Origin of the sequence: Amycolatopsis sp. NBC_00345 (assembly GCF_036116635.1) — a bacterium.
Lineage (GTDB): Bacteria > Actinomycetota > Actinomycetes > Mycobacteriales > Pseudonocardiaceae > Amycolatopsis.
The window spans coordinates 8,027,086-8,039,609 of record NZ_CP107995.1; the positions used below are offsets into that span (position 1 = coordinate 8,027,086).

The 12,524-nt window shown below is 71.4% G+C and carries 11 protein-coding genes; 3 read left to right on the top strand and 8 right to left on the bottom strand.

Features of this window, described 5'->3' with window-relative positions; all coding sequences use genetic code 11:
* The first annotated feature begins 28 nt into the window (after window positions 1–28).
* Window positions 29–1,336, top strand: coding sequence for an amidohydrolase family protein (locus tag OG943_RS36260; protein WP_328605424.1), 1,308 nt, complete (start codon window positions 29–31; stop codon window positions 1,334–1,336).
* 102 nt (window positions 1,337–1,438) lie between these two features.
* Here the strand turns inward: OG943_RS36260 and OG943_RS36265 are convergent, their stop codons facing one another.
* From OG943_RS36265 to OG943_RS36290, 6 genes are all read right to left on the bottom strand, one after another.
* Window positions 1,439–2,122, bottom strand: a complete 684-nt coding sequence (locus tag OG943_RS36265; protein ID WP_328605425.1) for an SDR family oxidoreductase — start codon at window positions 2,120–2,122, stop codon at window positions 1,439–1,441.
* A gap of 16 nt (window positions 2,123–2,138) precedes the next feature.
* Window positions 2,139–3,821, bottom strand: a complete 1,683-nt coding sequence (locus OG943_RS36270) for a hypothetical protein (RefSeq protein ID WP_328605426.1) — start codon at window positions 3,819–3,821, stop codon at window positions 2,139–2,141.
* Window positions 3,822–3,888: 67 nt separating this feature from the next.
* Entirely contained in the window at window positions 3,889–5,319 is a 1,431-nt protein-coding gene (locus OG943_RS36275) for a DUF7850 domain-containing protein (protein WP_328605427.1), read from the bottom strand.
* An 84-nt stretch (window positions 5,320–5,403) separates the two neighbouring features.
* Entirely contained in the window at window positions 5,404–7,491 is a 2,088-nt protein-coding gene (locus tag OG943_RS36280) for a PhoX family protein (protein WP_328605428.1), read from the bottom strand.
* A 166-nt stretch (window positions 7,492–7,657) separates the two neighbouring features.
* Window positions 7,658–8,878 (bottom strand): MFS transporter, encoded by a 1,221-nt coding sequence (locus OG943_RS36285; protein ID WP_328605429.1) that lies wholly within the window; start codon window positions 8,876–8,878, stop codon window positions 7,658–7,660.
* A complete protein-coding gene (locus OG943_RS36290; protein ID WP_328605430.1) occupies window positions 8,868–9,335 on the bottom strand; it encodes a MarR family winged helix-turn-helix transcriptional regulator in 468 nt (155 codons plus the stop codon). Before OG943_RS36290 ends, OG943_RS36285 begins: the two co-directional genes overlap by 11 nt.
* Before the next feature lie 66 nt (window positions 9,336–9,401).
* On the opposite strand from OG943_RS36290, the gene OG943_RS36295 reads away from it, so the two are divergent.
* Complete coding sequence (locus OG943_RS36295; protein ID WP_328605431.1) at window positions 9,402–10,043, top strand: HAD family hydrolase; 642 nt, start codon at window positions 9,402–9,404, stop codon at window positions 10,041–10,043.
* Window positions 10,044–10,128: 85 nt separating this feature from the next.
* Here OG943_RS36295 and OG943_RS36300 read toward each other — a convergent pair whose 3' ends face one another.
* Window positions 10,129–11,217, bottom strand: a complete 1,089-nt coding sequence (locus OG943_RS36300) for an inositol-3-phosphate synthase (RefSeq protein WP_328605432.1) — start codon at window positions 11,215–11,217, stop codon at window positions 10,129–10,131.
* A gap of 68 nt (window positions 11,218–11,285) precedes the next feature.
* Complete coding sequence (locus OG943_RS36305; RefSeq protein ID WP_328605433.1) at window positions 11,286–11,831, bottom strand: PadR family transcriptional regulator; 546 nt, start codon at window positions 11,829–11,831, stop codon at window positions 11,286–11,288.
* 249 nt (window positions 11,832–12,080) lie between these two features.
* On the opposite strand from OG943_RS36305, the gene OG943_RS36310 reads away from it, so the two are divergent.
* Window positions 12,081–12,482: a DUF5318 domain-containing protein gene (locus tag OG943_RS36310; RefSeq protein ID WP_328605434.1), complete on the top strand. Its 402-nt coding sequence runs from the start codon at window positions 12,081–12,083 to the stop codon at window positions 12,480–12,482.
* The last annotated feature ends 42 nt before the right edge of the window (window positions 12,483–12,524 follow it).

The following is a 12,524-nucleotide window of genomic DNA, read 5'->3' on the forward strand; positions in this document are numbered from 1 at the left end:
GTGAGTGGGACGTCCGTACTATCTTCGCATGTCTAGCCGTTTCCTCGCCCCCGTCGTCCTGCCCGCCGACCCCGCCTGCTCCATGCTGCGTGACGCCGTTGTCGACGTCGACGACAGCGGCCGGATCACGCACGTGGGCCCGGAGTCCTCGGCGCCGGAGTTCACCGGCGAGGTGACCCGGCTGAGCGGAATCCTGCTGCCCGGCTTGGTGAACACCCACGCGCACAGCCCGATGACGCTGCTGCGCGGGATGGGCGGCGACCTGCCGCTGCTGCGCTGGCTGCGCGAGATCATCTGGCCGACCGAGGCGAAGCTGCGCCCGGAGAACGTGCGCACCGGCATGCTGCTGGGCTCGGTGGAGATGCTGCGCCACGGCGTCACCACCAGCGCGGAGATGTACTTCGAGAGCGAGCAGCTCGTCGACGCGGTGCTCACCACCGGCGGGCGCGTGCTCGTCGCGCCGGCGGTGATGGAGCTGCCGGGCATGGACTGGCGGGCCTCGCTGACGGCGATCGAGCGCTGGATCGACGCCGACGGCCTGCGTTTCGGCCCGGGCGAGCGGATCGAGCTCGGCTACGGCCCGCACTCGGCCTACATGCTGAGCCCCGAGGGGCTGCGCGCCACCGCGGAGTCGGCCGCCGCGCGCGGCGCGCTCGTGCAGATCCACGTGGCGGAGGCCGCGTCGGAGGACCTCGAGCAGCGCAAGGAGTACGGCTCCGTGCCGAAGCTGCTCGACTCGCTGGGCCTGCTGAACGGGCGGACGCTCGCCGCGCACGCCATCCACCTGTCCGACGAGGACATCGCCCTGTTCGCCGCCCGCGGCACCGGCATGGCGCACTGCCCCGGCTCGAACGCGAAGCTGGCGTCCGGCATCGCGCGGATCAAGGAGCTGCGCGACGCGGGTGTCGCCGTCGGCCTCGGCACGGACGGCCCGGCCTCCAACGACGACATCGACCTGTGGGAGGAGCTGCAGCTCACGGCGATGCTCGCCCGCCTGGCCACCGGCGACTCCACGGTGCTGACCTCCGCCGACGCCTTCCTGCTGGCCACCCGCGGCGGCGCGGACGCGCTGGGCCGCGACGACATCGGCGTGCTGGAGCCGGGCCGCTGGGCCGACCTGGTCCACGTCGACCTGGACGACCCGGCCTTCGCCGCCGGCCTCGACGTGCCCGACGAGCAGCTGCTGTCCAACCTGGTGTGGGCCGCGGGGTCGCGGCGGGTCCGCGACGTCTGGGTCGCGGGCGAGCAGGTGGTCGCCGACGCCGAGCCGACCCGCGTGGACCGCGCGAAGGTCCAGGCCGACGTCGCCGAGACCGCCGCGCGGCTGCGCGCCTGAGCCACGCCTCCCGCCTCGCGCGCCGTGCCCTGAAGGCCACCATGAGGGACCTACATGCCCTCAAGGTGGCCTTCAGGGCCGGCCACTGACGCGGAACAGGGATCAGCGGGGGCGGAGGACCAGCTCGGTGAGGTGCGCGTCCGGGCTGGCCGAAACGGCCGTCACCACGGCGGTCGCCACGGAATCCGGGCGGAGGTACTTCGCCGGGTCGTACTCGCCGCCCTCGTGCGCGACGACGCCCTGCTGCATCTCCGTGTCGGTGCGCCCGGGGTAGATCGAGGTGACGCGCAGGCCGTTCGGGCCCTCCTCCTCGCGCAGGGTGTCGGCGAAGGCGCGCGCGGCGAATTTGCTTGCGGCGTAAGGGCCCCAGCCCGCGCGGGCGCTGCGGCCGGCACCTGAGTTGATCACCACGACGTGGCCGCGGGCGGCGCGCAGCGCGGGCAGCAGCAGCCGCGTCAGCTCGGCCACCGCGACGACGTTGACCTCGAAGTTCGCCCGCCAGACGTCCGCGGGCGAGTCCGCGACCGCGCCCAGTTGCGCGGCGCCGGCGGAGTGGACGAGCACGTCCAGCCCGACGATCCGGCTCGTGGCCTCGGCCAGCGCGCCGGGGTCGGTGAGGTCGACGGGCCACGGCTGCGCGCCCGGCAGCTCGGCGGCCACCTTCGCGAGCGCCACCTCGTCGCGGCCGCCGAGCAGCAGCCGGTGGGTGGGCGCGAGCTGGTGGGCGACGGCCGCGCCGATGCCGCGGGAAGCGCCCGTGACCAGGGCGAGCGGAAGATCGGTCATACCGCCACGGTATGCGTCAGCAGGCGGCCGCCGCGCGGGGGTCGCGGTCGAAGCGGATCTGCGTGCGTCCGGCCGCGCCGGTGAAATTGTCGACAAAGCGACTGAACGTCAGCGGGGTGCGGGTCGAGGCGAGCACGTCCTGGACGTCCGGGCAGCGCAGCGCCGTTCGCGCGGCATCGATTTCGGCCGGGTCGAAGACGTGCGGCTGCCCGTCGGTGGCGACGTCGCCGCGGCCCGCGTCGGCGATCTCCCACGACGCGACCAGCCACTTCGAGTGCCCCGGCCGGCCGCCGGGGATCGAGACGGAGTGGGCGGCGAGATCGCTGGCGAGGCCGTAGCCGTCGTGGATGCGCACGTCGAGGGATACGAGGTTGCTGATCGCGCCCATGCTGTCCGCGGCCATGGTCACGTACGGGCGATCGGTCGGGAAGGCGTACCAGCGCTTCTCGTCGTAGCTGTACACGAGCACGGCCGGCGCGCGCGTGGCGTCGACGGTCCCCACCGCAGCGCGCATCACCGGCTGGCCGAGGAAGTCCGACGCGAGCACGGGGTGCGCGTTGCCGGTGTCCCAGGACCAGTACGCGCGCTCGTCGGTGACGCCGGTGGAGAGGTGCTCGTTCGCGTAAGGCACCCGCAGCCACCCCGCCGCGGCCACGGCCCAGACGGCGACGGCGGTCAGCAGCGCCGCCGTCTGCCGGGTGAGGGGGACCGCCATTACGGGCAGCAGCAAGGAAAAGAGGGCGGGCAGCAGCATGCGGCCGTGCATGAAGTCCCCGCCGACGCGGACGACGTACACGGTCAGCAGCACCGCCGCGAGCACGGGCGCGAGCGTGAGGATCCGAGACCTGCGTGTCAGTGCCGCCGCGACCGCGAGCAGGACCAGCGGCAGCCAGAGGTAGTACGGGGTGACCAGGTCGAGCAGGTAGTCGAAGCCGCGCGCCCAGTTGGCGTTGCCGGCTTCCTTGGCGAGCGCGGTGTTCGGGACGAGCAGGCCGTAGTAGCCCATCCGGAAGACCTCGTACGCGAGCGGCAGCACCAGCCCGGCGCCGAGCCAGGCCGCGCCCCGCCGCACTCCCGGCCGCCGCAGCAGCATCAGCGCGGCGAACGCGACGATGCTGAACAACGCCAGGTCCGGCCGCACCAGCGGGCCGAGCCCGAGCACCACCGCGGTCGCGACGGGCGCCTTGCCCCGCACCAGCAGCCACCAGGTCAGCCCGATCCACAGCAGCGCCAGCCCGGTTTCCAGGCCCGACGTGGCGAAGTCCCGGAACGGCGGCAGCGCGCAGACCACCAGTCCGCCGGCCGGCACCACGGTCGCGCCGCCGTACAGCCGGCGCGCGCCGTCCAGTCCGAAGAACAGCCCGCCGACCGCGCAGACCAGCCCGAGCACAACGGCCAGCCATTCCAGTGCGCCGCCGGTGATCCCGCCCGCCCCGGCGAGCAGCCATGTCCACAGTGGACTGGTGCTGGCCTCGACCCGCTCGCCGACGTTGAACACCGGCCCGTGGCCGGCCAGGATCTGCCGCACGGTCCGCAGCACCAGCAGCCCGTCGTCGCTCATCCAGCGTCGGCGCCACGCCAGCGCGGCGTACAGCGCGAGGGTGGCGACGATGGCGACCCAGACCCAGGTCGACGGACGGCGGTAGCGGGGAACGGACGGCTCCGCGGCGGACGTGTCGACCGTTGATGCCGCGGTCATCGGTTCCGCCGGCCCCCTCCTGCGCCCTGGTCCCGCCGCAGGTGGGCGGGGTGCGTCCAGGCTCAGTCTAAGGCGACGGCGTCGGTGGCGGCACCGCCGTTGACGACGGCGGGGGAGGCGGCGGAGGCGTGGACGACGACGGTGGCGGCGGGGCCGGGGGCTCCGGCGGGGCCAGGCCCAGGTCGACGTCCGGGTCCTCCCGGTGCTCGCCGCCCAGGGTGAACGCCGCGGTACAGCCGGTGGCCGGGTCGGCGTCGGAGTCCTTCGCCGGGTCGCCCGCGGCGCGGGTGGTCACCGTGAGGCCGTCCGGGAGCTGGCTGACGTCGAAGCAGACCTGGTACGTGCCGTCCTTGAGCTTGTCGAACAGGTAACTGCCGTCGTCGGCGCTCTTGCCGCTGGCCACCGTGCCGCCGGCGCCGTCCTTGAGGGTGACCGGAATGCCGCCGACGCCCGGCTCGCCGTCGTCCTGCAGGCCGTTGCGGTTCAGGTCGCGCCAGACGCGGTCGCCGATCTTGTCGATCAGCGGCAGCGGGGTGACGGTGATGGTGGCCGTGGCCTTCTGGTCGCCCAGCTTGCCGCCGGCCGACATGACACCCGAGACCGTGGCGGTGCTGACGTGGCCGTTGTCGTTCTCCGCGAGGTTCGGGTGGTCGCAGGCCAGCACCTTGGACGCGCCCGCGTCGAGGCCGAACGCCGGCGGCAGCCCGGTGCACCACGGGTCCTTCACCAGCAGGCCGGTGAGCGCCACGCTGCCGCTGTTCGCCACCGTGACGCGGTAGTGCGCGGTGGACCCGGCGGGCACGGTCGCGGACGGGCCCCACTCGCCGTTCGCCGGGTTCTGCACCTCTTCCTTCACGGTGTACGCCGCGAGCTGCACGTTCACGCAGTCCCACATCACCCAGTTGCGGTTCGTGGTGGCGAAGAAGGCGACCGACGCCGTGCCGTCCGGCGCCGCCGTGGCCGGGAAGTCCTGGCGCGCCAGCTTGTTGTCGGACGCGACGTCGTGCGTGACGTCCTGCGCCTTCTCCAGCACGGTGCGCCCGGCCGAGTCGCTGAAGCGCAGACCGGTCGACTGCTCGTTGCCGCGATCGGCCAGCGCGGTGGCGACGGTGCCGGTCCAGACGGACAGCGAATACAGCCCGCCCGGCGTGTACGGAACCTTCTGGCCGGCCGAGCTGACGCGTCCGTCCGGTGTCTGGATCTGCGCCTTCAGGTGCCCGTCGACCGCGAGCGTGCCGTCCGTGACGAGTTTCGGCAGTTTGTCCGGCGGGGTGCTGCGCGGCACCGGCGCGGCGGGCGTGAACAGGTAGTCCTGCGGCGCGCCGCCGGGCGCGGAAACCTGCTCCACGCTGGGGTTCGGCGCGATCCCGCCGCAGGCCGGGGACCCCGCGGCCGGCGCCGAGCCGGGGAGGAACACGACGAGCGCCCCGGCCAGCACCACCGTGCTGGCCGAAGCGCCCGCCGACCGTCCGATCACGACCTTTTGTGCCCGCCTCATCCCGCGAAGCTATTACCCGGCGCCGACCGCGGCCGACCCGCGGAGCTGGGCTTCACTCCAAAGAGTCAGCGCACGTCAAAGAGATCAGCGCACGCCGATCCGCCCGACGAGGCCGAAGCGGCCCTTCTTCCACACCGAGACGATCGCGGGCCGGGGCTGCGCGGTGCCGCCGTCGGGCCAGTGCGAAGCCGGGTTCGCCGAGCTGGCCGCGTTCTCACCCGGGTGCTGCACGGCGACGAGCACCAGGTGGTCGGTCACCACCGGGCCGCACGTCTCCGCGCCGACCGGCACGGACAGGAACTGCTTGACGTGCCCGCGTTCCGGGCCCTCGACGGGCACGGAGAACAGGCCGTCGTTCGCACCGAGGGTGTTGCCGTCGGTGGAGATCCACAGGTTGCCGTGACGGTCGAACGCGACGTTGTCCGGGCAGGAGATCGGGCTGACCTGGTCCTTCGGGAAGCCGCCGAAGTAGGTGTCGGCGGTCGCCGGGTCGCCGCAGACCAGCAGCAGCCGCCAGGAGAACCGCGTGGACGCCGCGTCCCCGCGCGCCTCCTCCCACTCCAGCACGTGGCCGTTTTTGTTGGCGTTGCGGGGATTCACCTCGTCGGCCGCTGCCTTGCCCGCCGCGCCGCGGTCGGTGTTGTTGGTCAGCGCGGCGTAGATCCGGCCGTTGACGGGGTTGGGCTCGATGTCCTCGGGCCGGTCCATCTTCGTCGCGCCCGCCTTGTCCGCGGCCTGCCGCGTGAAGACGTACACCTCCTCGGCCGTGAACCCGTCCACAAAGGACCTGTCGCCGGCGGCGAGCGGGATCCACTCGCCCGCGCCGTCGAACTCGTCGTCGTCGGGGAGCCGGCCGGTGCCGTCGATCTGGCCCGGGCTGTCGCCGGTGAACTTGGCGACGTAGAGCGTGCCGTCGTCCAGCAGCGCCGAGTTGTGCCGTCGGGCCAGCGCGCTCGAGCCCTTCTTGTACTTGCCCTTGGAGACGAACTTGTAGATGTACTCGAACCGCTCGTCGTCGCCGGAGTAGACGGCGACGCGGCCGTCGGCGGTGATCTTGACGTTCGCGGCCTCGTGTTTGAACCGGCCGAGCGCGGTGTGCTTGACCGGCGTCGAATGGGGGTCGTGCGGGTCGATCTCCACGACCCAGCCGAAGCGGTTGGGCTCGTTCGGCTCACGCGGGACGTCCCAGCGCCGGTCGAACCGCTCCCACTTGCGGGTGCTCTCGCCGGTGCCGATCAGGTAGCGCTTGAGCCGCGTGGCCTGTTCCGGGTCGGTCACCCGGTCCGCGTTGGCGAAGTACTGGTGGAAGTTCTCCTCGCCGGAAAGCACGGTGCCCCAAGGAGTCACGCCGCCGGAGCAGTTGTTCTGCGTGCCGCGCACCTTCCGCCCCGACGGGTCCGCCGACGTCTTCAGGTACTTCGACCCGGCCGCCGGGCCGCGGACCTCGAAGACGGTGTCGAGCGTGATGCGCCGGTTCAGCGGGCTCGGCGTGGTCCGCAGCGCGCCGCCGATCGGGTCGCGCTGCGTCTGGACGACGGACAGTCCGTGCGCCGCCCAGGCGATCTTCACCTGCTCCTCGGTCGGGTTCGCCGGGTCGTACTGGTCGGCCGGGAACAGGTGCACCTCGGTGGTGTACTCGTGGTTGACCACCAGCAGGTTCCGCAGCCCCAGCGGGTCCTGCGGGATCAGGCCGACGAAGTCGTTGTTGTAGCCGAACTGCTTCGCCTGCGCGGCCGCGGTCTGCCCGCGGTAGTCGAACTTCGGCGCGCCCGGCACGACGGCGTCGCCCCAGCGGATCACCACGTGCTGGTCGTAACCCTCGGGCACGCTCACCCGGTCCAGCTTGTTCGGCGGCACGGGCGTGAAGTCGGTGCCGGGCACCGGGCGTCCGCCTCGGGACGGCGACAGCGGGGTCGGAGCCGAGGGCGCGGCGGCGGCCGTCCCGGACAGCGCGGCGAACCCGCCGGCCGCGGCCGCCATCACCGCGCCCGCCTTGAACACCCCACGGCGCGAGACCACGTTCTTCACGACGTCGCCGAAGTACTCGTTGCCCGTGGGGTTCGGCGCCTCATGGGCACAGGCGTTGCCGCAGCGGTACTCGCAGGTGATGGGGGAACGGCCGCCGTCGTGCGCGGCGAAAAGGGGCAGCAGCCGCCCGGGCTCCAGGGACACAGGGCCTCCAGGTCAGTGTGGTGGGAACGAAGCGACCGTAAACGGCGAAACCCGACCAAACCGGACCAGAAGGTGAACAGAAGGTGTATTAACGGCAATCAGGACGAATACGAAGATCGCCCCCGGACGGACAGTCCAGGGGCGATCGCCGAGCGTCAGCGCCAGGTCAGAACTCCTCGTCGCCGACGAGCGCGGCCTCCTTCGGCACCACGTGCGGGTCGGCCTTCTTCTCCCGCAGCGAGAGCAGCACCGCGGCGATCACGCAGAGCACCGCCGCGACGACAAACGGGCCCTGCTCCCAGCCGAGCCAGTCGGCGATGTGCCCGACGAGCGTGGCCGCGACCGCGCCGCCGAACCAGCGGCAGAAGTTGTACCCCGCGCTGGCGACCGGGCGCGGCGCGTCGCTGATGGACATCGCGGTGCCGGTGAACAGCGTGTTCAGCAGGCCGGAGACCAGCCCGGACAGGATGATCCCGACCACGGCCACCGTCTTGTCCGGGATGGCCAGCACCAGCATCAGCACCGTGTAGCCGACCACGGCGAGCGCGGCCGCGTGCCGTTCGCCGAACCGCGCGGCGAGCTTCGGCGCCAGCGCCACGCCGGCGACCGCGACGCACAGGCCCCAGCCGCAGAAGATCAGCCCGATGGCGATCGCGCTCCAGCCCAGCACGAACGGCGACCAGGCCAGCACCGTGAAGAACGCCGCGGTGTACAGCGCCGACGCCAGCGAGGTCCGGAGCAGGCCCGGGTGCTTCAGCGCGCGGATCGGGTCGAGCAGCTTGATCGGCGGCCGCTTCTCGTGCGAGTCGCTCTTCAGGAAGATCGAGCACAGCACGAGCGCGCCGGCCATCAGCACGGCGGTGCCGACAAACGGGCCGCGCCACGAGATCGTGCCGAGCAGGGCGCCCAGCAGCGGGCCGACGGAGAGGCCGACGCCGAGCGCCGCCTCGTACAACAGGATCGCGCCGCCCTGGCCACCCGTCGCCGCGCCGACGATCACCGAGAGCGCGGTGGCGATGAAGAAAGCGTTGCCAAGGCCCCAAACCGCGCGCAGCCCGACGAGCTGCTCGATCGAGCCCGCGGCCGCGCACAGGGCGGTGGCCGCGACGATCAGCGTCAGGCCGACCAGCACGGTGCGCTTGGCGCCGAAGCGCGCGGACATCGAGCCGGTGAACAGCATCGCGATCACCTGCACGCCCAGATACGACGTGAACAGCAGCGTGACCTGGGACGGCGTCGCGTCCAGCCCCTTGGCGATGGACAGCAGGATGGGGTCGACCAGACCGATGCCCATGAACGCGATGACCGCGGCGAACGCGGTGATCCACACCTGCTTGGGCTGGCCCTTGACCGCGTCCAGCAGGCTCGAGTGGTGCTCAGCGCTCATCGCGGATCAGTTCCTCCTTCGGGTTTTCACGGTGGAAGTCGCGGATCAGCTTCGTGAGGGCGGGGAGGGCGGCTTCGATCGCGGCGCGGTCCGCGTCGTCCAGGCCGAGCAGGCGCTCACGCAACTGCTCCTCACGAGCGGCGACCAGCTCGGCGTAGAACCGCCGGCCCTCGTCGGTGGCCTCCGCGAGCACGGCCCGCCCGTCGTCCGGGTCCGGACGGCGGCTCACCATGCCGAGCCGCTCGAGCCGTCCGACGACGTCGGTCATCGACGGCATCCGCACGCCTTCGAGCCGCGCCAGGCGGCTCATCCGGCTGGGCCCGCCGCCGACCAGCTCGGCCAGCACCGAACCCTGTGTCAGGGTCAGCACCTGCGGCGTCTCGCGGCGGACCAGGTAGTACAGCCGGAAGACGACCGGGCGGAGCCGTCGCGCGAGGTCGACGATCGGGGAAGTCACTTAGCTATGCTAACAAATTTAGTTAGGGTGGCGAAGTAATTCCACTCACAGGCTAGGCTGCCGCCCATGGACGCGGTGATCTTCGACCTCGACGGCGTGCTGGTGGACTCCGAGCGGACCTGGGACGAGGTGCGCCGCGCGGTCGTCGCCGAGCACGGCGGCACCTGGCTTCCCGAGGCGACGCGGGCGCAGCAGGGCATGAGCACGCCGGAGTGGGCTTCGTACCTGGTGGACTCGCTCGGCGCGCGGCTGACGCCGGAAGAGATCGCTCGCGTGGTGGTCGAGGAGATGGCCAAGCGGTACGCCTCAGGCCCGCCGGTCATCAACGGCGCGGCGGACGCCGTCCGCGCGGTCGCCGCACGCCGGCCGGTCGCGATCGCCAGCTCGTCGCCGCCCGTGCTGATCCGCGCCTTCGTGGACGCGTGCGACCTGGCGGAGCTGGTCCCGGTCGCGGTGTCGAGCGAAGAAGTCGGCGCTGGAAAACCCGCGCCAGATGTCTATTTGCGCGCCGCGTCGCTGCTGGGCGTCGCCCCGGAAACCTGCGCCGCCGTGGAGGACACGACAAACGGCCTGCGTTCCGCCCTCGCGGCGGGCATGGCCGTGTACGCGGTGCCGAACCCGCACTTCCCGCCGGACCCGGCGGTGCTCGCGAAAGCGACCGCGGTGGTCACCGACATCCGGGACCTACCTGCCACCCTCGGCGGCTGAACGCAAAGCAGCAAAGCCCTGAAGGCCACCATGAGGGACGTATATGCCCTCATGGTGGCCTTCAGGGACCAAAAGCAGCGGAGCGTCAGCGCTCCAGCTCACCGCTGATGAACTTGTCCACGGCGTCGCGGGCGGTGGAGTCGTCGTACTGCTCCGGCGGCGACTTCATGAAGTACGAGGAAGCCGACAGGATCGGGCCGCCGATGCCGCGGTCCAGCGCGATCTTCGCGGCGCGCACGGCGTCGATGATGATGCCCGCGGAGTTCGGCGAGTCCCAGACCTCGAGCTTGTACTCCAGGTTCAGCGGGACGTCACCGAAGGCGCGGCCCTCGAGGCGGACGTAGGCCCACTTGCGGTCGTCGAGCCACTGCACGTAGTCCGACGGTCCGATGTGGACATTGCCCTTGCCGAGCTCGCGGTCGATCTGCGACGTGACGGACTGGGTCTTCGAGATCTTCTTCGACTCGAGCCGCTCCAGCTCCTTCATGTTCAGGAAGTCCATGTTCCCGCCCACGTTGAGCTGCATCGTGCGGTCGAGCTGCACGCCGCGGTCCTCGAACAGCTTCGCCAGCACGCGGTGCGTGATGGTGGCGCCGACCTGGGACTTGATGTCGTCGCCGACGATCGGGACGCCCGCGTCGGTGAACTTCTTCGCCCACTCCGGGTCCGAAGCGATGAAGACCGGCAGCGCGTTCACGAACGCCACACCGGCGTCGATCGCGGCCTGCGCGTAGAACTTGTCGGCCTCTTCGGAGCCGACGGGCAGGTAAGAGACGAGCACGTCGACGCGCGCCTCGCGCAGCGCCGCGACGAAGTCGACCGGCGTCTCGTCGGACTCCTCGATCGTCTCGCGGTAGAAGCGGCCGAGGCCGTCGTAGGTGTGCCCGCGCTGCACCGTGACGCCCAGCGGCGGCACGTCGGCGATCTTGATCGTGTTGTTCTCGCTGGCGAAGATGGCCTCCGAGAGGTCGCGGCCGACCTTCTTCGCGTCCACGTCGAACGCGGCGACGAACTCGATGTCACGCACGTGGTACTCGCCGAACTGGACGTGCATCAAACCGGGCACGCGCGTGCCGGGATCCGCTTCGCGGTAGTACTGAACACCCTGGACCAGCGACGAGGCGCAGTTGCCGACGCCCACGATGGCCACCCGAACGCGGCGGTTCTCGCCCATGCCGGTTTCTCCTTAATCCGTTCCTTCAATGCAGGTCTGCCGCCACGCTGCGGCCCGATCGGCGCGCCCTACTCCTGCGGGTCACGCTGCTCGGCTTGTTCGTGCGCGATCAGCTCGTTGAGCCAGCGCACCTCCCGCTCGCTGGTCTCCAGCCCCAGCCGGTGCAGCTCGCGGGTGTAGCGGTCGATCTTCTCCTCGGCTCGGCCCAGCGCGTCGCGCAAACCCTCACGACGCTCCTCCACGCGGCGGCGCCGGCCCTCCAGGATGCGCATCCTGACGTCAGCCGGTGTCCGCGAGAAGAACGCGAGGTGGACGCCGAACCCCTCGTCGTCCCAGGTCGTCGGACCCGCGTCGCCGAGCAGCTCCGCGAACCGCTCCTTGCCCTCGGCGGTGAGCTTGTAGACGCGGCGGCCGCGCCGGGACCAGGCCCGGTCGTCCGCCTCGTCCAGCTCCTCGACGAGGTAGCCGGCCCGCAGCAACCGACGCAGGGTCGGGTACAGCGAGCCGTACGAGAACGTCCGGAGTGTCCCGAGCGTCTCGTGCAAACGCTTGCGCAGCACGTACCCGTGCATGGGCGCCTCGTGCAGCAACCCGAGGATCGCGAGCTCGAGCACTCCGCACCCCCTCACGGGAACAAACCACGACCGCCGACGTTGGCCTCAACGTCGATCGGCTCGGTAAACCTACTGGGCAACTATATCGCGCCGATACATCGAAGTGGCGGAACTAACCCCCGTTCGAGGTCAGAGCGGGGCGAAATTCATCAGACAGTTATGGAATCACCGGCGTGTCCGACCGATCGCCGACGGTGGCCTCGTGCAGGGGGCACCACGCACACAGCAAGAGCCCGTACTCTGTCCTTCGTGCGAAACCAGCGGCAGGTCGTGGACTACGCCTTACAGCGCAGAGCGCTGCTGGCCGGCGTCCGCTCCGGGCGCGTCGGCGACCATGAGGTGTGCGACGCGACCCCGTACCTGCTCCGCGCGGCGAAGTTCCACGGCAGGCCGGAAGAGCGGGCCTGCCCGATGTGCCGCCGGACGCCGCTGACCCTGGTGTCCTGGGTCTACGGCGACGAGCTCAAGCACGTCTCGGGATCGGCGAGGACACCCGACGAGCTGACCCGCATGGCGGGGATGTTCGGCGAGTTCACCGTCTACGACGTGGAAGTGTGCCGGACGTGCCACTGGAATCACCTGGTCCTGTCCTACGTCCTCGGCACGGCTGAGCCCCAGCCCACCCGGCCGCGAAGGACCGCGGGCCAGTGACGAGTACCACAACCGCTGCAGAGCGCAGGGCGGCGTGTCCCC

What these genes read in the sequence shown, in the direction of transcription:
- OG943_RS36260 (WP_328605424.1), top strand. Translation starts at nt 29, where the DNA reads ATGTCTAGCCGTTTCCTCGCCCCCGTCGTCCTGCCCGCCGACCCCGCC.
- OG943_RS36265 (WP_328605425.1), bottom strand. Translation starts at nt 2,122, where the DNA reads ATGACCGATCTTCCGCTCGCCCTGGTCACGGGCGCTTCCCGCGGCATC.
- OG943_RS36270 (WP_328605426.1), bottom strand. Translation starts at nt 3,821, where the DNA reads ATGACCGCGGCATCAACGGTCGACACGTCCGCCGCGGAGCCGTCCGTT.
- OG943_RS36275 (WP_328605427.1), bottom strand. Translation starts at nt 5,319, where the DNA reads ATGAGGCGGGCACAAAAGGTCGTGATCGGACGGTCGGCGGGCGCTTCG.
- OG943_RS36285 (WP_328605429.1), bottom strand. Translation starts at nt 8,878, where the DNA reads ATGAGCGCTGAGCACCACTCGAGCCTGCTGGACGCGGTCAAGGGCCAG.
- OG943_RS36295 (WP_328605431.1), top strand. Translation starts at nt 9,402, where the DNA reads ATGGACGCGGTGATCTTCGACCTCGACGGCGTGCTGGTGGACTCCGAG.
- OG943_RS36300 (WP_328605432.1), bottom strand. Translation starts at nt 11,217, where the DNA reads ATGGGCGAGAACCGCCGCGTTCGGGTGGCCATCGTGGGCGTCGGCAAC.